General features: G+C 63.0%; 26 protein-coding genes and 1 pseudogene. 8 read left to right on the forward strand and 19 right to left on the reverse strand.

Translation table 11 applies throughout. The annotated features are described in order from the left end of the window. Positions 1 to 103: 103 nt before the first annotated feature. From GKE73_RS25780 to GKE73_RS11380, 5 genes are all read right to left on the reverse strand, one after another. The gene (locus GKE73_RS25780) at positions 104 to 391 is read right to left on the reverse strand and encodes a low molecular weight phosphatase family protein (protein WP_376767341.1); all 288 of its coding nucleotides are present in this window, start codon (positions 389 to 391) and stop codon (positions 104 to 106) included. Further along, positions 376 to 567, reverse strand: coding sequence for an arsenate reductase/protein-tyrosine-phosphatase family protein (locus GKE73_RS25785; protein ID WP_376767342.1), 192 nt, complete (start codon positions 565 to 567; stop codon positions 376 to 378). The genes GKE73_RS25780 and GKE73_RS25785 overlap by 16 nt, the downstream gene beginning before the upstream one ends. An 18-nt stretch (positions 568 to 585) precedes the next feature. Continuing rightward, on the reverse strand, positions 586 to 789 hold the full coding sequence (locus GKE73_RS11370; RefSeq protein WP_230370105.1) for an ArsR/SmtB family transcription factor: 204 nt from the start codon (positions 787 to 789) through the stop codon (positions 586 to 588). Continuing rightward, on the reverse strand, positions 771 to 953 hold the full coding sequence (locus GKE73_RS11375; protein WP_230370106.1) for a helix-turn-helix domain-containing protein: 183 nt from the start codon (positions 951 to 953) through the stop codon (positions 771 to 773). Before GKE73_RS11375 ends, GKE73_RS11370 begins: the two co-directional genes overlap by 19 nt. A gap of 89 nt (positions 954 to 1,042) precedes the next feature. After that, complete coding sequence (locus GKE73_RS11380; RefSeq protein ID WP_230370107.1) at positions 1,043 to 1,429, reverse strand: winged helix-turn-helix transcriptional regulator; 387 nt, start codon at positions 1,427 to 1,429, stop codon at positions 1,043 to 1,045. A gap of 270 nt (positions 1,430 to 1,699) precedes the next feature. Here GKE73_RS11380 and GKE73_RS11385 point away from each other — a divergent pair, with 270 nt between their 5' ends. After that, positions 1,700 to 2,191, forward strand: coding sequence for a flavodoxin family protein (locus tag GKE73_RS11385; protein WP_230370108.1), 492 nt, complete (start codon positions 1,700 to 1,702; stop codon positions 2,189 to 2,191). Between the two features lie 88 nt (positions 2,192 to 2,279). On the opposite strand, the gene mnmH is transcribed toward GKE73_RS11385, so the two are convergent. After that, positions 2,280 to 3,344, reverse strand: a complete 1,065-nt coding sequence (gene mnmH, locus GKE73_RS11390) for a tRNA 2-selenouridine(34) synthase MnmH (protein ID WP_230370109.1) — start codon at positions 3,342 to 3,344, stop codon at positions 2,280 to 2,282. A gap of 53 nt (positions 3,345 to 3,397) precedes the next feature. On the opposite strand from mnmH, the gene selD reads away from it, so the two are divergent. Both selD and GKE73_RS23390 read left to right on the forward strand, forming a co-directional pair. Continuing rightward, positions 3,398 to 4,153: a selenide, water dikinase SelD gene (gene selD / locus GKE73_RS11395; protein WP_280954894.1), complete on the forward strand. Its 756-nt coding sequence runs from the start codon at positions 3,398 to 3,400 to the stop codon at positions 4,151 to 4,153. Between the two features lies 1 nt (position 4,154). After that, positions 4,155 to 4,442, forward strand: a complete 288-nt coding sequence (locus GKE73_RS23390; RefSeq protein WP_312854432.1) for an AIR synthase-related protein — start codon at positions 4,155 to 4,157, stop codon at positions 4,440 to 4,442. 73 nt (positions 4,443 to 4,515) lie between these two features. Here the strand turns inward: GKE73_RS23390 and GKE73_RS11400 are convergent, their stop codons facing one another. The 4 genes from GKE73_RS11400 to GKE73_RS11415 all read right to left on the reverse strand — a co-directional run bounded on the left by GKE73_RS11400 (position 4,516) and on the right by GKE73_RS11415 (position 7,047). Then, positions 4,516 to 5,133, reverse strand: coding sequence for a cation transporting ATPase C-terminal domain-containing protein (locus tag GKE73_RS11400; RefSeq protein ID WP_230370110.1), 618 nt, complete (start codon positions 5,131 to 5,133; stop codon positions 4,516 to 4,518). Then, positions 5,130 to 5,420 (reverse strand): HAD-IC family P-type ATPase, encoded by a 291-nt coding sequence (locus GKE73_RS11405; protein ID WP_230370111.1) that lies wholly within the window; start codon positions 5,418 to 5,420, stop codon positions 5,130 to 5,132. Before GKE73_RS11405 ends, GKE73_RS11400 begins: the two co-directional genes overlap by 4 nt. 140 nt (positions 5,421 to 5,560) lie before the next feature. After that, a complete protein-coding gene (locus tag GKE73_RS11410; protein ID WP_230370112.1) occupies positions 5,561 to 5,881 on the reverse strand; it encodes a hypothetical protein in 321 nt (106 codons plus the stop codon). 47 nt (positions 5,882 to 5,928) lie between these two features. Further along, positions 5,929 to 7,047 carry an HAD-IC family P-type ATPase gene (locus tag GKE73_RS11415; RefSeq protein WP_230370113.1) on the reverse strand — a complete coding sequence of 373 codons (1,119 nt, stop codon included), beginning with the start codon at positions 7,045 to 7,047 and terminating at the stop codon, positions 5,929 to 5,931. 174 nt (positions 7,048 to 7,221) lie between these two features. Between GKE73_RS11415 and GKE73_RS11420 the strand changes: the two genes are divergently transcribed. Then, the gene (locus GKE73_RS11420; protein WP_230370114.1) at positions 7,222 to 8,235 is read left to right on the forward strand and encodes a nucleoid-associated protein; all 1,014 of its coding nucleotides are present in this window, start codon (positions 7,222 to 7,224) and stop codon (positions 8,233 to 8,235) included. Here the strand turns inward: GKE73_RS11420 and GKE73_RS11425 are convergent. Together GKE73_RS11425 and GKE73_RS11430 are read right to left on the reverse strand one after the other, a co-directional pair. Continuing rightward, positions 8,195 to 8,527 (reverse strand): type 2 periplasmic-binding domain-containing protein, encoded by a 333-nt coding sequence (locus GKE73_RS11425; protein ID WP_230370115.1) that lies wholly within the window; start codon positions 8,525 to 8,527, stop codon positions 8,195 to 8,197. The genes GKE73_RS11420 and GKE73_RS11425 overlap by 41 nt on opposite strands. Positions 8,528 to 8,586: 59 nt before the next feature. Next, positions 8,587 to 9,198 (reverse strand): LysR family transcriptional regulator, encoded by a 612-nt coding sequence (locus GKE73_RS11430; RefSeq protein ID WP_230370116.1) that lies wholly within the window; start codon positions 9,196 to 9,198, stop codon positions 8,587 to 8,589. 110 nt (positions 9,199 to 9,308) lie between these two features. On the opposite strand from GKE73_RS11430, the gene GKE73_RS23395 reads away from it, so the two are divergent. The 3 genes from GKE73_RS23395 (at position 9,309) to GKE73_RS11440 (ending at position 10,435) form a co-directional block, all read left to right on the forward strand. Beyond that, the gene (locus GKE73_RS23395; protein ID WP_280954895.1) at positions 9,309 to 9,533 is read left to right on the forward strand and encodes a hypothetical protein; all 225 of its coding nucleotides are present in this window, start codon (positions 9,309 to 9,311) and stop codon (positions 9,531 to 9,533) included. 34 nt (positions 9,534 to 9,567) lie between these two features. Next, positions 9,568 to 9,915 carry an FMN-dependent NADH-azoreductase gene (locus tag GKE73_RS23400; protein ID WP_312854433.1) on the forward strand — a complete coding sequence of 116 codons (348 nt, stop codon included), beginning with the start codon at positions 9,568 to 9,570 and terminating at the stop codon, positions 9,913 to 9,915. A 112-nt stretch (positions 9,916 to 10,027) separates the two neighbouring features. Further along, positions 10,028 to 10,435 carry a DnaJ family domain-containing protein gene (locus GKE73_RS11440; protein WP_230370117.1) on the forward strand — a complete coding sequence of 136 codons (408 nt, stop codon included), beginning with the start codon at positions 10,028 to 10,030 and terminating at the stop codon, positions 10,433 to 10,435. 32 nt (positions 10,436 to 10,467) lie between these two features. On the opposite strand, the pseudogene hemF reads toward GKE73_RS11440, so the two are convergent. Next, positions 10,468 to 11,377: pseudogene (gene hemF, locus GKE73_RS11445) on the reverse strand (oxygen-dependent coproporphyrinogen oxidase). A gap of 164 nt (positions 11,378 to 11,541) precedes the next feature. On the opposite strand from hemF, the gene GKE73_RS11450 reads away from it, so the two are divergent. Beyond that, positions 11,542 to 12,105, forward strand: a complete 564-nt coding sequence (locus GKE73_RS11450) for a glutathione S-transferase family protein (RefSeq protein WP_230370118.1) — start codon at positions 11,542 to 11,544, stop codon at positions 12,103 to 12,105. Between the two features lie 4 nt (positions 12,106 to 12,109). Here GKE73_RS11450 and GKE73_RS11455 read toward each other — a convergent pair whose 3' ends face one another. From GKE73_RS11455 to GKE73_RS11475, 6 genes are all read right to left on the reverse strand, one after another. After that, positions 12,110 to 13,090 carry a patatin-like phospholipase family protein gene (locus GKE73_RS11455; RefSeq protein ID WP_230370119.1) on the reverse strand — a complete coding sequence of 327 codons (981 nt, stop codon included), beginning with the start codon at positions 13,088 to 13,090 and terminating at the stop codon, positions 12,110 to 12,112. Beyond that, a complete protein-coding gene (locus tag GKE73_RS11460; protein WP_230370120.1) occupies positions 13,030 to 13,167 on the reverse strand; it encodes a hypothetical protein in 138 nt (45 codons plus the stop codon). Before GKE73_RS11460 ends, GKE73_RS11455 begins: the two co-directional genes overlap by 61 nt. A 13-nt stretch (positions 13,168 to 13,180) precedes the next feature. After that, positions 13,181 to 13,417, reverse strand: coding sequence for a DUF2789 domain-containing protein (locus GKE73_RS11465; protein ID WP_230370121.1), 237 nt, complete (start codon positions 13,415 to 13,417; stop codon positions 13,181 to 13,183). A 102-nt stretch (positions 13,418 to 13,519) separates the two neighbouring features. Next, positions 13,520 to 14,176 carry a VIT1/CCC1 transporter family protein gene (locus tag GKE73_RS26570; RefSeq protein ID WP_280954896.1) on the reverse strand — a complete coding sequence of 219 codons (657 nt, stop codon included), beginning with the start codon at positions 14,174 to 14,176 and terminating at the stop codon, positions 13,520 to 13,522. Continuing rightward, entirely contained in the window at positions 14,107 to 14,691 is a 585-nt protein-coding gene (locus tag GKE73_RS23405; RefSeq protein WP_280954897.1) for a VIT1/CCC1 transporter family protein, read from the reverse strand. The genes GKE73_RS26570 and GKE73_RS23405 overlap by 70 nt, the downstream gene beginning before the upstream one ends. Positions 14,692 to 14,780: 89 nt before the next feature. Beyond that, positions 14,781 to 15,515: an alpha/beta hydrolase gene (locus GKE73_RS11475; protein ID WP_230370122.1), complete on the reverse strand. Its 735-nt coding sequence runs from the start codon at positions 15,513 to 15,515 to the stop codon at positions 14,781 to 14,783. Positions 15,516 to 15,544: the final 29 nt, after the last annotated feature.

The raw sequence follows: 15,544 nt of genomic DNA on the forward strand, positions 1-15,544 counted from the left end.
GGCAAAGGTGACCAACGCCCTGGTCCACCTCGGTACCGCAGACGCCGCTGCTGCAGCATAGTGCCGGGTCAAAAACCTGAATCGTTGTCATGGCAGGATTCCTTTAGGCGGTAAGAGTGGCAATCTGGTCCATGGCCGCTTTCAGGGCGGCCTTATCATGTTGCAGCGTATCCAGCGGCAAGGCCAGAAACGCTTCGATGCGCGCACGCAGGGTGCGGTAGGCACTCAGGAAGGCCGCATCGATTTGTTCATCGCTGCCGCTGGCGTGTGCCGGGTCATCCACGCCCCAGTGGCTGCGCAGTACCGGCCCAGATAGGCCGGGCAGGTTTCGCTTACCGCGTTGGCGCACACGGTGATGACGATATCCGGCGTGGCTTACAGGTTGTCCCACGATTTGCTGTGATAGCCGGTGGTGGCGATGCCTTCGCGCGCCAGCAGTGCCAGCGAGCGCGGATGTACGTAGCCCGCTGCTGGCTGCTGACCGCTCATGGCGTGCCAATTGGCCGGTGCCGGGTGGTTGAAGGTGGCTTCGGCCAGAATGGAGCGGCACGAGTTACCGGTACACAAAAAAGGATGTTCATGCGTTCAGCCCTCGGTGGTGGATGGCAGCGGTGGCAGTAGTGCCGGGGCACAGCAGGAGGCGGCGCGTAGCTCGGCACAGTGCTCGGGGTGTCCGGCGCAGCATTCCTCGGTCAGGTAGGCGATCAGCTCCAGCATCAGGCTCAGGTTGGCGCGGTAGCGCTGGAAGCGGCCTTCCTGCTGGACGGTGATCAGCCCGGCATGCAGCATGCCTTTGAGATGGAACGACAGGTTATTGGCCGGTAGCGCCAGGTGCTGGCGATCTGTCCGGCGACCATGCCTTCCAGCCCGCATTTGACCAGCAGGCGATAGATGTCCAGCCGGATGGGCGAGGACAGCGATTCAAAAATTTGCGTGGCGCTTTGCTTTTCCATATTTCAACTATACAAGTTTTATTGAAATGATGTCCAGCAGACGGCTCCGGCGCGTGATGCGTTGCGAGTAGCCCCGCCGTCAGACGCGGTTATTGCCCGTCGTAGCGCTGCTGCGCTTGCAATACGGCTTCGATATGTTGTTCCGCCCAGTCGGTCAGCGTATTGAGGGTTTCGGCCAACGTTTGCCCCAACGGCGTCATCGCATACTCGACGGAAATCGGCGTGCTGGCCAAGACGGTGCGGGTGATGAGTCCATCACGTTCCAGCCGTTTCAGGGTTTGTGACAGGACTTTTTGCGATAGCCCTTCGATACGGCGCAGCAGCGCATTAAAGCGCATCGGCTGCTCGGTCAGTATTCCCAGAATCAGCACGGTCCATTTGTCGGCGATGCGGTCGAGCACAAAGCGCGTGGGGCATTGTTTGCAGTAGGGGTTCCGAGCCAGCTTACTGGCATCCGGCGCGGTCTGCTCGGGCATGGTGGTTTCCTGCGGGTAACTTGGTGACATTGGAGTGCGTTCTTTACGCCTGCGGCAGGCTTTGCTAAAAAGGTATCTGTTGGATACGTAGTATCTTTTTAACACCAAAAGATGGCTGATACCAAACCGGGCGTGGGCTTACCTGCCGCGCGTGGCACTATCTTGATTTCAACCCGAAAGAGAGCAAACCATGACGTCGATTGCTATCGTGTATTTCAGCGGCTATGGCCATACCACCAAACAGGCGGAAGCCGTGCAGGCGCGGCCGCCGTGGCCGATACGCAGGTGAAGCTGTACCCGATTGATGCCAACGGTGATTTGCCGGAAGGCGCGCTGGAGGAAATCGGCGCGGCGGATGCCATCATTTACGGCAGCCCCACCTACATGGGTGGCCCGGCCCGGCAGTTCAAGAAGTTTGCCGATGCCAGCTCCAAGGCCTGGTTTACCCAAGCCCGGAAAGACAAGATCGCCGCCGGTTTCACCAACTCCGCCTCGGTCAATGGCGACAAGTTTGCCACCATCGAATACTTCTGGACCCTGTCGCAGCAGCATGGCCAGATCTGGGTGGGCACCGGGCTGTTGCCGTCCAATACCAAGGCCCATGGCCCGGCAGACATCAACTGGACTGCCGGTTTTGGCGGGCTGCTGGCCGTGTCGCCGTCCGATGCGTCGCCGGACGAAGCGCCGCGAGATGGCGATCTGGCCACGGCCAAGCTGTTCGGCCAACGTCTGGCCGAAGTGACGGCACGTTTTAAGCGCTAAACCTGCGGGTTAACGCTGGATAAAACATCGCCCCCGACGGTCAGGCCGTGCGGGGGCGATGGTGTTTTTGGGGTTGGCCGAACAGCGTTTAGTTGGCGATCAGCTGTTGCAGCAGGCGCTGCACTTCGCCATTCATGTCGGTGGCGTTGGGATGGAAGGTAAACACCGGGGCTTCGGCCAACCCGGGGTAGAGCTGGCCGTTGCTGCGGCGATAGGCCGGGTCGTAGTGTTGCTCGATCAGTTCGCGGAACAGCGTCGCCTTGTCCTGCTGGTCGATCAGCTGATGCCAGCGCTGGATGGTCTGGCGGCCGAGCAGCTCGGTCAGCCGTGTCAATTGCGCCTTGAACGCCTGTGGCTGTTCCAGCAATTCGGCATAGTCTTCGCACAGGAAGGCAACACGTTCATCCATATTCACCTGTACGCGCACGCCATCGGCGGCATGCAAGGCGTCCATCAGGGCAGCGGGCAGATGAACCAGTCCGATGCGCTTGCTTTCCGACTCGACAAACACCGGGCGGGCCGGGTCCAGTTGCGCCAGCCGGTGTGCCAGTTGCGTATCAAACCATTTCTGGCTGGGCTGCGGCTGGCCCGGCACCGCACCCAGCAGCGAGCCGCGGTGATTGGCCAGCGCTTCCGTGTCCAGCACCTGTGCCCCGCTGGCAGCCAGAGCGTGCAGCAGCCGCGTTTTGCCGCTGCCGGTCAGGCCGCTGATCACGCAGTAGCGGTAGCGCCCGGGCAGGGTGTCCAGATCGGCCAGCACCTGATGACGCCACGCCTTGTAGCCGCCATCGAGCTGGTAGGCTTTCCAGCCGATCAGCCGCAGCCAGCTGGTCATCGACCCGGAACGCTTGCCGCCGCGCCAGCAGTAAATCAGCGGTTTCCAGTCTTTGGGCTGGTCGGCAAACAGCGTTTCCAGATGGTGGGCGATGTTTTTCGCTACCAGCGCGGCCCCCACCTTGGTGGCTTCAAACGGCGATACCTGTTTGTACATGGTGCCGACCAGTACCCGTTCCTCGTTACTCAGCACGGGAGCGTTGATGGCACCGGGGATGTGGTCTTCGGCAAATTCCAGCGGCGTGCGCACGTCGATAATGCTGGAAAACTGGTCAAGATCAGCCAGCGTGGCGATCGTTGACGCGGCAGGGTTTTTCATCGGACAACCTGAGGGTGATAATGGTAACTTTGCCGGAACTGCAAGGAGCAAGCATGGAACCGATTCGTTTGACGCAATTATCCCACGGTGGGGGATGCGGCTGCAAAATATCCCCGGCGATTCTGGCGCAGATGCTGAAAACCCTGCCGCAAGCGGCCTTGTTTCCCGATTTGCTGGTGGGCACGGAAACCGCCGACGATGCCGCCGTGTATCGGTTGAATGACCAGCAGGCGCTGGTGGCGACCACTGACTTTTTCATGCCGATTGTCGATGACCCTTACGACTTTGGCCGCATTGCCGCCACCAACGCCATCTCCGATGTGTATGCCATGGGCGGCACGCCGATTCTGGCGCTGGCCATTGTCGGCATGCCGATCAACACCCTGCCGGTAGAAGCGATCCAGCAAATCATGGCCGGTGGCGCCAGCGTGTGCGCGCAAGCCGGGATTCCGCTGGCTGGTGGCCACTCCATCGACTCGCCGGAACCGATTTATGGTCTGGTGGCGCTGGGGCTGGTGCACCCGGACAAAGTACGGCGCAACAGCGCGGCACAGGCGGGCGATGTGCTGATTCTGGGCAAACCGCTGGGCGTGGGGATTCTTGGCAGCGCCATGAAGGCCGGACTGCTGGACGAAGCCGGTTATCGCCAGCTGATCGATACCACCACCCAGCTCAACCGTGTCGGCAGCACCCTGTCCGACTTGCCCGGTGTGCACGCCATTACCGATGTCACCGGGTTTGGCCTGCTCGGCCACTTGCTGGAAGTGTGCCGCGGCGCCGGGCTTGACCGCCCACCTGCAAGCAGGTGATGTGCCGCTGCTCAGTGCCGCCGAAGGATTTGCCCGTCAGGGGATCGGCCCGGGGGCGATTGGCCGCAATCTGGCCAGCTATGGCGAACAGGTCAGCTTTGACGAGGCCGTGCCGGACTGGCTGCGTCGCATGATGGTGGATGCGCAGACCAGCGGTGGCTTGCTGGTGTCGGCAGCCGCTGACGAGGCCGACGCGGTGCTGGCTCAGTTCCACGCTGCCGGTTTTGGCGCGGCGCGCGTCATTGGCCATCTGGCCGAGGGTGCCCCACGGGTAGTGGTCAACGCCTGAGCCGGGCAACAGGTTTGGTGGTAAATGGACAAGGCCGTTCCTGTCGGGAACGGCCTTGTTGCGTTGGCGCTGGCTACGACGCCTGACGCCCGGCGCGTAGGCCCGCCAGCCACTTCACGCCTTCATAGGCCAGCAGGCAGAGCACGCCGCTGGCCAGCGCCAGCAGCATGTGCGGCCAGCTTGGCACATGAAAACGGAACAGCTGTGCCAGCCACGGCCAGCGCGTCACCAGCAACAGGAAGGCGCCGGTGCCCAGCAGGATGGTCCAGCCGGTGCGCGACAGCCCGGCCAGCCCGGCCAGCGGCCCGACCCGCGTGGAGCGGCAGCTGACGATGAGGATGGCGTTGGCGACGATCAGTAGCACAAACGCCAGCGCGCGCGCTTCGCCTTCGGCCAACCCTTGCGCCAGCATGCCGAAATAACCGATGCCCACCAGCAGCGTGGTGATCAGCCCTTGCAGCAGGCTTAACAGCACGTTGCCGCCGGACAGCAGGTGTTCACTGCGCCGCCGCGGCGGTTGTTGCATGACGCGATCCGGGGCTTCGGCCTCGAACACGATGGAGCAGGCCGGGTCGATGACCAGTTCGAGAAAGGCAATGTGGATCGGGGCCAGCACCAGCGGCAGGCCGAATAGCAATGGCAGGATGGACAGCCCGACGATGGGCAGGTGCACCGCCAGCGTGTAGATCATGGCCTGACGCAGGTTGGCGAAAATGCGCCGCCCCGGCGGATGGCGGCGACGATGGTGGTGAAATCGTCCGAGAGCAAGACCAGCGAGGCGGCCTCGCGTGCCACGTCGGTGCCGCGCTTGCCCATGGCGATGCCGATATGCGCCGCCTTGAGCGCCGGGGCATCGTTGACGCCATCACCGGTCATGGCCACCACTTCGCCGTTGGCCTTCATCGCTTCGACAATCGCCAGTTTCTGCTGCGGCGTGACGCGGGCAAAAATGCTTACCTCGCGCAGTTTTTCGGCCAACCTTGCGGCGGGCAGGGCGCCCAGCTCGGCGCCGGTCAGCAGGTGCTGATGGGGCAGAGGCGGCGCGGGCGATGGCGCGGGCGGTACGCGGGTGGTCGCCGGTAATCATCACGGTGCGGATGCCAGCCTGATGGCATTCGTCAATCGCTCAGCGGCACTTCGCGCCGTAACGGATCGGCCAACCCGATCAGCCCGACCCATTCAAAATCGAAATCGTGTTGCAGGCTGGGGGCGCTGTCGCCGCTGTAGCGCGCTTTGGCCACCGCCAGCACGCGCAGGCCGTCGTCGGCCAGTTGTTCTGCCTGCTGGCTGACACGCGCGCTGTCGGCGGCGCTCAGGTGGCACAGGTCGGCGATGGCTTCCGGCGCGCCTTTGGCCGCGACCACCCGGTGTGCCGCTGGCGTGCCATCCCAGACGTGCGACATGGCCAACAGCTCAGGCGACAGTTCGTACTCCCACACCAGACTCCAGTCCGGGTGCAGGTGTTCGGTATTGGCCAGATACTGGCTTAAGCGAAGCGGTGGAAAGCCTGTTCCATCGGGTCGTGCGGGTCGATTTCGCTGGCCAGCACCGCGTACTCCATCAACTCGTGATAAGGCTCCGGCAGGTCCTGGCGCGCCTCGTCCAGCGTGTTGATCTGTAAACGCTGCTCACCGGCCACCAGCGCAGCAATTTCCATGCGGTTTTGCGTCAGCGTGCCGGTCTTGTCGACGCACAGCACGGTGGTTTGCCCCAGCGTTTCGATCACGTTCAGCCGCCGTGTCAGCACCTGCTGGCGGGCGATGCGGCGCGCGCCCAGCGCCAGAAACACGATGAGGATGACTGGAAACTCCTGCGGCAGCAGGCTCATCGCCGTGGTAATGCCGGACAGCAGCGCTGCCAGCCAGTCGCCACGGCTGTAGACGTACAGGCCGGTGACCAGCAGGCACAACGCGAGGCCAATGACGGTGATCTGGCGGGTGAGGTGGCCCATTTCCTGTTGCAACGGCGAATCGGCCATTTCCACGCTGGCCAGCGAGTGGCCGATCTGGCCGAGCGCGGTGTGCGCGCCGATGGCCGTGACGCGCACCACGCCCTGACCGCTGACCACCAGCGTACCGGTGCTGACGCGGTGGTTGTCGGCCGCGTCGTTGTCGCTGGCGGCAAATTTGCTCACCGCGATGGATTCGCCGGTGAGCAGCGATTCGTCGATGGCCAGCTCGTGGCTTTCCAGAATGATGCCGTCGGCGGGAACGCGGTCGCCCTCCACCAGCAGCAGAATGTCCTCGCGCACCACTTCACGGCCGGGAATGCGCTGCGGCGCGCCATCCCGCAGGACCAGCGCGCGCGGGCTGGAGAGATCGCGCAATGCCGCCAGCGCCTGTTCGGTGCGCCGCTCCTGCAACACCGTGATGGCGATGATGATGCAGACGAAGCCCAATAGCAGCAGCGCCTCGGCCGGGTCGCCCATCAGCAGATAGATGCCGCTAGCGCCCAGCAACAGCAGAAACATCGGTTCGCGCAGCACCTCCAGCAGCAGCGCCCAGAGCCCGCGCGACGCACTGGCAGACAGTTCGTTCCAGCCTTCCGTGCGCTGACGTTGTTCGACCGTGGCCTGTGACAGGCCGTTAAACGGAGGTGTGCTCATGACGGCTGTGTTCCTGATGGGAGGTAGCCAAGCATCGCGCACCCGGCGCAAAAATGCCAGCCGTTGGCCGTGGGCGAGGGGTGTGCAAGTTGTGTCAGAATAGCGCCCTGTAAACCGTGCGGCCCGGCCTGAATGTTTGCCGGGCGGCCGTATTGGGGCGGGAAGGATGTTGATATGTTGATTGGCGAATCGCGGGTGGAATGTCTGGCGGTGCATCGGGTGGGCAACCCGGCGCGGGACGAGGGATTGCAGTTGTCCGAGCGTACCGCCGTGGTGAATGACGAGGTGTCGTCGCTGATTCTGGATGGTTATCTCAAGGGCATCGTGTCGGACAAGAAGAAGTTTCAGTTCTTTCACGATACCGACCTCAACCTGAACGAGGTGTATCACTACTCGCGCCAGTTTTTCCGCGGGGAGCTGGGTTTTCTGGAGCTGTCACAGCGGCTGGCGCGCCATCTGTACGCCCGCTCGCAGCATCCCAACATCAGCGCGGGCGACGTGCTGGTGATTTTGTTCAGCGGCCTGAGTGACGCGCACAGCACGCAGCGCGCACTGGGGGTGTTCAAGGCCGAGATTCGCGATGATTTCCTCAAGGTGATCGAATCGGAATCGGTGTTCGACCTGCAGCACGTGTCCGGCATCAATCCGCGCCTTATCGACAAGGGCGCACTGATTCTGGAACAGGACAGCACCGTGTACGCGGTGGACCGGCTGGGGCAGCAGGCCAAGTTCTGGCTGGAGGATTTCCTGCACGCCCGGCGCGTGCCGGATGTGCAGTCCAGCAGCCAGATGATGACGCGCGTGCTGGAGCAGTTGTCCGGCGACATCGCCGACCCGGTGCAGCAGGGCCGCTTCAAGGATGAGTTTCTGGCGTTGTGCCGCCGCGATGAGGAGGTCTCGGCGCATGAGCTGTCGGCGGTGGCCGAGCGCTTTGTTGAGCCCGCTTCCGTTGGCGAGGCGTTTGACAGCGCCGCCCAGTCCTACGGCTTTGCGCTGGATGAACAGGCGCGCTTCCCTGCCCACAGCATGGCGCGGCGTCTGGAACGCAGCCTGTGCAAGGTGGGTATCGGCCACGGTCTGAGTCTGTTGTTGCCACCGGACATGAGTCTGCAAGCGGTCAACGCCGAACGCGCCAGCGATGGCGAACTCACCCTGACGCTGACGCTGTTTCCGCAGTCGCCGGATTGACGCCAACGCGGCGCCGTTCAGGCTGACAAGGTTGGCCGAATATCCGGTTGCGAATAGGCCGGGTGATCGGCTTAAGCACCAGTTCCTGTACCAGAAAATCGATAAACGCCCGTACCGCTGGCGATAGCCCGCGCCGGGTAAGAAACGCCGCATGCAGAATGCCCCACGGGCTTTCATACTGCGGCAGCAGCCGGATCAGCCCTGCGCGATGGCTTGCTGGCAAACCGGAAACGGCAACGCCGCCATGCCGATGCTTAAGCCAGCGCGGCATCCAGCAGCACGGTGAGGTCATCGGTCATCAAGCGCGGGCTGTCCACCTGCACCGTGTAGGTGTGGCTTAAGCCGGGTCCATCAGCGCGATGTGGCCGCGCCCATCCGGCTCATGGTCAGTACCGGCAGGGTGCCCAGCTCGGTGGGGTGTTGCGGCAGCGGCGCGTTGCCCAAGAGCGTCGGGCTGGCCACCAGAATGACCCGGCTGATGCCGAGCTGGCGCACCACCAGATTGGCGCTGTCGTCGATGACATGGCGCACGCGGATGGCCACGTCGATCCCTTCCTCGATCAGATCCACGCGCCGGTTGGTGGCTTCCAGCCAGATGCGCACCTGCGGATGCGCCGCCATGAAGCGCGGCAGAATCGGGCTGAGCAGGGTATTGGCCAGCAGTTCCGGGCAACTGACGCGCACCAGACCGCGCGGTTCGGCGGTGATGCGGGCGATGGCGTCTTCGGCTGCTTCGGCTTCGGCCAACATGGCCTGACAATGGGCGTAATAGCTGTTGCCCACGTCGGTGAGCGCCAGCCGCCGGGTGGTGCGTTGCAGCAGGCGTACGCCCAGCCGTTCTTCCAGTTCGGCCACGCGGCGCGACAGCCGCGATTTGGGAATGCCCAGCACGCGGCTGGCCGCCATGAAGCCGCCGTGTTCCACCACTTTGGCAAAGTAGAGCAGGTCGTTGAGGTCTGGCATGAGGATTGTCCTATTGGTGGAACAATGTTTCCTTTTTTGCCAGTCTAGTCATGATTGGGCACAAAAACTACCATGGCTTCACTTGCTCATCACTCACGAAAGCCAACACCATGAAACTCCTGCACCTTGATTCCAGCATTCTGGGCCAAAACTCCGTATCGCGTTTGCTGACGGCTGCACTGGTGGAAGCCGTGCGCCAGCGTCATGCCGACGTCAACGTGACCTACCACGACCGGCCGCCGAGCCGATCGCCCACCTGTCCGGTGAAATCATTGGCGCCAACTTCACGCCGGAAGCCGAATGGAACGACACCCAGCGCCGTGAAAGCGCGCTGAGCAACAGCCTGATCGAAGAATTCCGGCCGCCGATGTGGTGGTGATCGGTGCGCCGATGTACAACTTCTCCATTCCGTCGCAGCTGAAAAGCTGGATTGACCGTGTTGCCGCCGTTTACCGCACCTTCAAATACACCGAAAACGGCCCGGTTGGCACGGCCGGTGGCAAGAAGGTCGTGATCGCTTCCTCGCGTGGCGGCGTGTACTCCACCGAACAGGCTCAGGTCATGGACTTTCAGGAAGATTACCTGCGCACCGTGCTGGGTTTCCTTGGCGTGACCGACGTGGAAATCATCCGCGCCGAAGCGGTGAACATGGGCGAAGACAAGCGTGCCACCGCCATCCACGCAGCCAAGGATGCCATCAGCAAACTGGCGATTTAACTCTGATCCTCGAGTGTTTGCTCTCGCTTGTACGAGGGATGACCGCACCGCTTCGCTGTGAAGCGGTGTTTTTTTGTCTGTCGCGGCGGCAAGCGCAAGGCCGGTTCACGCTATGATTAAAGCGTTGGGCAAGGTCGTGGTGTGGAGGACGCAAGGCATGGATATTCTGGAACTGATTGGCGAGCAGCGCATCAACGAGGCGGTGGAACGTGGCGATGGCGAGCATCTGGCCTGTGCCGGTCAGCCGCTGGATCTGGAGGAAAACCTGCTGGTGCCGGTCGAGCAGCGCATGGCTTTTCGCATTCTGAAAAACGCCTACTATATTCCGCCAGAGCTGGAAACGCGCAAGGAAGCGGTGGAACTGGCCATGGCGCTGGTGGAGGAACCAGATAACGATGCCTTTGAGCGCGGGCGGCGCAAGCTTGCCTTGCTCAATCACCGCCTCAGCGCCGCAGGACTGCCGCCGGTGACGCTGGACGAGCGCTATGGCGCCGCGCTGTTGGAGAACCTGTCGCGCTAAGGGTTGGCCGAAGTGCGACAGACCATGGTTAGTTATACCCAGTCGCGCGCGGGCAGAAATTCTTCATACAGCCGCGCTTCAGCGCTGCCCGGTTGCGGTGTGTAGCCGTATTCCCAGCGCACCAGCGGCGGCAGCGACATCAGGATGGATTCGGTGCGGCCGCCGCTTTGCAGGCCAAACAGCGTGCCACGGTCCCACACCAGATTGAATTCCACGTAACGGCCCCGGCGATAAAGCTGGAACTGGCGTTGTGCCTCGGTCCACGGCGTGTCCCGGCGACGCGCCACGATCGGCAGGTAGGCATCGAGATAGCCATTGCCCACCGCCTGCATGAACGCAAAACTGCGCTCAAAGCCCCAGTGCGTTGAGGTCGTCGAAGAACAGCCCGCCCACGCCACGCGCTTCATTGCGGTGCTTGAGGTAGAAATATTCGTCGCACCATTTTTTGTAGTCCGGGTAGACGTTGGCGCCAAACGGTGCGCACAGGTCGCGCGCTACCGTGTGCCAGTGCACCACGTCTTCGGTGTGCGGGTAGAACGGTGTCAGGTCGAAGCCGCCGCCAAACCACCATACCGGTTCGGCCCCGTCTTTTTCCGCGATGAAAAAGCGCACGTTGGCGTGGCTGGTGGGAACATGCGGGTTTTCCGGGTGGATCACCAGCGAAACGCCCATGGCTTCGAAGCGTCGGCCAGCCAGTTCCGGGCGATGGGCGGTGGCCGAGGCGGGCAGGGCATCGCCGCTGACATGCGAGAAGTTGACTCCGGCCTGTTCGAACACGCCACCGGCGGTGAGGACGCGGGTGCGCCCGCCACCGCCACTGGTGCGTTGCCAGTTGTCTTCTACGAAGCGAGCACGGCCATCGGCGCGCTCCAGCGCGGCGCAGATGCGGTCTTGCAAGTCGAGCAAAAAGGTTTTGACCTGGTGGGCGTGCGGGTGGCTCATCAACCTGTCCTGAGATAGAAAAAAGCGGACTGCATTGTAGCAGACGCCTTCGGTCGTTTTCGGCCAACCTTGGCGGCCGGATGGCCGCATCATTTGCCACAAGGAGACATACACATGATCACGCTCTACACCGGGGTACGCCCAACGGCCGCAAGGTTTCCATCATGCTGGAGGAACTGGCGCTGCCGTATCAGGTGCAACCGGTGGACATCACCCGCAACGAGCAGTTTGCCCCGGCGTTTCTGGCCATCAGTCCCAATAACAAGATTCCGGCACTGGTGGATAGCGACGGGCCCGATGGCCAGCCGCTGGCACTGTTCGAATCCGGCGCCATCCTGATCTATCTGGCGGAAAAGACCGGGCGGTTGTTGCCGGACGGCGCTGCGCGCTATGCCGTGTTGCAGTGGCTGATGTTCCAGATGGGCGGATTTGGCCCGATGCTGGGGCAGGCGCATCATTTCCTGCGCTTTGCGCCGGAGCCGCTGCCGTATGCCCAGCAGCGCTACCGCGCCGAGGCGCGGCGGCTGTATGGCGTGCTGGAGCAACAGTTGGCCGAACAGCGCTTTGTGGCGGGCGATTACAGCATTGCCGACATTGCGCTGTTTCCGTGGGCGGCACGCCATGAATGGCAAGACATCGATCTGGCCGATTTCCCGCAGGTGCAGCGCTGGTATCACGACGTCGCGGCGCGCCCGGCGGTGCAGCGCGGCATGGCGGTACCGGCCTGAGCCGTTAGCCCCACATGCTGGCGAGGTCCACCGTCGAGCGCTGGCCGATGGCATCGAAATGCTCGGCCAGCCAGCTTTTGGCCTGTTGGTAGCCCTGATCGTGCAGGCGCGTGAGCAGACTGGGATCGGCAGCCATCTTGGTGCCCGGCCCCAGCTGGCTCATCAGGTCCGAGGCTTCGATCAGGTGAAAACGGGTGGCCAGCAGCCGCTCTTCCAGCGTCACCGGTTCCGCATCCCGGCTCTTGCCAAACAGCCGGTGCAGTGCTGACGACTCGCGTTCCTGCTGGCTGCGCGCGGCATAGCGGGTGACGTTGGAAAACATCCGCATCTCGCGCAGGAAGTTGGCGCTGAAGGCCAGTTCCAGCGTGCGCTCGCGGATGGCGTCCACGCTGCGCGGTGTTTCGTCGTATTGCTGTGGACTGAGCAGCACCAGCAGCATGTCGTGGCTGCGGCATTCGTAAAACAGCGGGAACACCGCCGGGTTGGCCGAATAGCCGCCGTCCCAGTAGGGTTCGCCATCAATCATGATCGCCTGTTGCAACATCGGCAGGCAGGCCGACGCCAGCAACATGTCCTCGGTCAGTTCCCGGGTCTTGAACAGCCGCAAGCGTCCGGAATTGGCCTGCGTGGCGGCGATGAACAGCTTGATCGGGCATTCGGTGCGCAGGCGCGGAAAGTCGATCAACGCTGACACCACCTCGCGCAGCGGGTTGAGATTGAGCGGATTGAGCTGATAGGGCGACAGGTAACGCGTCCATTGCAGCATCAGCTTGGCGCTGGGCAGCAGGGCTACGCTTTCGCCGTCAATCGACGTGGTCGACATATCCAGCGGCTGGCTGTTGGCCACCGCGCGCCAGAAGCTAACCAGCGCAATGCGTGCGCCCCGTCCGCCCTTGAGCAGGCCATCGGCCATTACGACGGCGTTCATGGCACCGGCGCTGGTGCCGCTGATGCCTTCAAATTCCAGCCGGTCGTCTTCCAGCAACGCGTCCAGTACCCCCCGGTGAAGGCGCCGTGCGCGCCGCCACCTTGCAGGGCCAGATTGATGGTCTTGCGGGTCATGGGCTTGTCCTTGTCAGCTTGATCGCAATCGGGCGTCCAGGCTATCGATCACTTCAGCCCAGTCGGCGTCGTCGTCCAGTTCGGCACTGAGAAATTCCTGTTGTGCCGCCGTCCAGAACGGGGCTTCGGCCAACCGGGTGTGGTTATCCAGTGGGGCATGTTGGCCGATGAAGGCTTCGATGGCCGCATGGTCGGAAGGTAGGCCCAGTTGATCGAACAGGGCGCTTAGCGGGTGGATCGGGGATTCCATGGCTTCTCCTTGCAACACACCAAGAGGTTCACACACTTACGATATAAGCGTTGTCTGCCCGGCTTGCCGGTAAAACATGCACAAGCGCGCGGCGGTTATCGCTTAGCGGAATGGAAAGGGGTTGTTGCCATGATAGCGCATCAGGCGCCTGTCATGACGCCAAACAACCGGCCGATGCCGAAGGTGACGCTCGCCGCCGGGAGGCCGATAAGCAACTGGCGCAGTCCGGACAGCAGCGGGTGGCGGCCGGTGAACACGGTGATCAGCGCGCCGAGTAAAAACAGCCCGCTGCTGGCCGCAATCATGCTGGCCGACACGATATGTTGTGGCGCCACCAGAAATACCGGTAGCGCCGGAATCAGCGCACCGAGCAGAAACACCGCAAATGACGAGGCCGCCGCCCGCCCGGGCCGAGCCGCCCAGATCATCCGGGTTGATGCCCAGTTCTTCCCGCACCAGCGTATCCAGGCTGCTGTGCGAGTCCTGCATCACCCGGCTGGCGATGGTGTCGGCTTCCTCGGCGCTGAATCCCTTGGCCTGGTAGATCAGTGCCAGTTCTTCCTTTTCCTCGTGCGGCGCGTTGACCAGTTCTTCCGCTTCCGCCGCGATCTGCTGTTCCATCAGCTCGCGCGAGCTTTGTACCGAAATCCATTCGCCCATCGCCATCGAGCACGCCCCGGCCAGCGTGCTTAAGCCAGCGCGGCGGTGAGCAGGGCCGAAGGCGACGTGCTGGCGCCAGCCACCCCCATGATCAGGCAAAAGGTGGAAACCAGCCCGTCATTGGCACCCAGCACCATGGCCCGCAGCGTATTGCCGCCGCCGGCACCATGGCGGCCTTCCAGCCGGGCATAGCGCGCGCCGTCCCAGCCGCCGCTGGCGTGGCTGGCCAGTTGTGACAGCAGGCGCGCGTGCGAGCGCTCCTGTGCGGGCAGATCGGTGTGGTCGGTTTCCGGTTGTTGGTCGTAGATGTGGCGGTTGAGGGCTTCGCTTGATGCCACGGTGGGCAAGATCAGGCGCGCGCCAAAGCGTTTGGCCGCCCAGATCAGCAGCCGCACGCGCCAGCGTAATCTGGGGCGTTGCCGGGTACCACCAGCGTGTTCGATGCGGCGTTGCCAGAAATCGGCGTGGGCTTCTTCGACCTTGGCGAGCCGTGAGTAGAGTTCGGCCAACTCCGGCTGGTTTTCCGCCTGTGCCATGACGCGGTACAGCGCGGCGCCTTCCTGTTCATTTTGCAGGTTGCTGCGATAGCGACGCAGGTCGGCACGTTGACTCATGGCTCGGTTCCGGTTGGGCAAGGGGGCTGGCTCTAATCATAGGCCAGCCTTGGCCCGCAGCGGAACGGTATCGACGGAGGGTGACGGGATCAGGCCGGAGCCAGTGCGCCCCAGTGCGTGTTGCTGGCGGGGGTGGTGTTCAGCGCCGGGCGGCTGAAGAAGCGCTGACTGCGCTCCAGCACCTGATTGCGTTCGTTATCCACCATTACCATGTGGTAGCTGTTGTTGAGCGGCATGTACTCGACCGGGCCGCCCAGATGCTGTTGCAGGTAACGGGCGGAACGCGGGCTGGTGATGTCGTCTTCGGCGGCATGGACAATCAGCGTGGAGCAGTGGATATCGGCCAGCCGCGGTTTCAGGTGGCGACGCAAGCGATCCACTTCGCGGATGCAGGCCAGCGGCACATACGGATAATGAAAACGCTCGCCGCGTTCGAAACGTTGCTGGATGATCTTGCGCAGCCGTACGTTCTTGATGCCAAACGGTTCGGCTTCCGGCACGCGCATGCGTTCGGCCAACCCCGGAATACGGTAGACGATATGGCGGGCCCGGGTCAGGCGTGGCAGGCTCCAGCCATCCAGAAACATTGGCGGCGCATACAGTGCCAGTCGGCCGCTATGCTGTTCCTGACGCGCCACTTCCAGCGCCACCAGTCCGCCCAGACATACCCCGGCCAGATGCACGGTGCCGTGCTTTGCTTTCAGCGCGCGGTAGGATTGGGCAATCGCCTCCACCCAGTCTTGCCAGCGGGCGCCGAGCAGGTCATCCGGCATGCCGCCATGTCCGGGCAGTAGCGGAGTGTGGGTAACGAAGCTGTCTTCCAACGTCTTGCCTAATGAGCCCAGATCGTAAA

The sequence above is a fragment of the Paludibacterium denitrificans genome (assembly GCF_009707705.1).
Lineage (GTDB): Bacteria > Pseudomonadota > Gammaproteobacteria > Burkholderiales > Chromobacteriaceae > Paludibacterium_A > Paludibacterium_A denitrificans.

Excerpts from the sequence above, each read along its gene's own strand:
- GKE73_RS11370 (WP_230370105.1), bottom strand. The coding sequence starts at position 789 with ATGCTGCATGCCGGGCTGATCACCGTCCAGCAGGAAGGCCGCTTCCAG.
- GKE73_RS11375 (WP_230370106.1), bottom strand. The coding sequence starts at position 953 with ATGGAAAAGCAAAGCGCCACGCAAATTTTTGAATCGCTGTCCTCGCCC.
- GKE73_RS11380 (WP_230370107.1), bottom strand. The coding sequence starts at position 1,429 with ATGCCCGAGCAGACCGCGCCGGATGCCAGTAAGCTGGCTCGGAACCCC.
- mnmH (WP_230370109.1), bottom strand. The coding sequence starts at position 3,344 with ATGAAAAACCCTGCCGCGTCAACGATCGCCACGCTGGCTGATCTTGAC.
- selD (WP_280954894.1), top strand. The coding sequence starts at position 3,398 with ATGGAACCGATTCGTTTGACGCAATTATCCCACGGTGGGGGATGCGGC.
- GKE73_RS11400 (WP_230370110.1), bottom strand. The coding sequence starts at position 5,133 with ATGATCTACACGCTGGCGGTGCACCTGCCCATCGTCGGGCTGTCCATC.
- GKE73_RS11415 (WP_230370113.1), bottom strand. The coding sequence starts at position 7,047 with ATGAGCACACCTCCGTTTAACGGCCTGTCACAGGCCACGGTCGAACAA.
- GKE73_RS11420 (WP_230370114.1), top strand. The coding sequence starts at position 7,222 with ATGTTGATTGGCGAATCGCGGGTGGAATGTCTGGCGGTGCATCGGGTG.
- GKE73_RS11425 (WP_230370115.1), bottom strand. The coding sequence starts at position 8,527 with ATGACCTCACCGTGCTGCTGGATGCCGCGCTGGCTTAAGCATCGGCAT.
- GKE73_RS11430 (WP_230370116.1), bottom strand. The coding sequence starts at position 9,198 with ATGCCAGACCTCAACGACCTGCTCTACTTTGCCAAAGTGGTGGAACAC.
- GKE73_RS23395 (WP_280954895.1), top strand. The coding sequence starts at position 9,309 with ATGAAACTCCTGCACCTTGATTCCAGCATTCTGGGCCAAAACTCCGTA.
- GKE73_RS11440 (WP_230370117.1), top strand. The coding sequence starts at position 10,028 with ATGATTAAAGCGTTGGGCAAGGTCGTGGTGTGGAGGACGCAAGGCATG.
- GKE73_RS11450 (WP_230370118.1), top strand. The coding sequence starts at position 11,542 with ATGCTGGAGGAACTGGCGCTGCCGTATCAGGTGCAACCGGTGGACATC.
- GKE73_RS11460 (WP_230370120.1), bottom strand. The coding sequence starts at position 13,167 with ATGACCCGCAAGACCATCAATCTGGCCCTGCAAGGTGGCGGCGCGCAC.
- GKE73_RS11465 (WP_230370121.1), bottom strand. The coding sequence starts at position 13,417 with ATGGAATCCCCGATCCACCCGCTAAGCGCCCTGTTCGATCAACTGGGC.
- GKE73_RS23405 (WP_280954897.1), bottom strand. The coding sequence starts at position 14,691 with ATGAGTCAACGTGCCGACCTGCGTCGCTATCGCAGCAACCTGCAAAAT.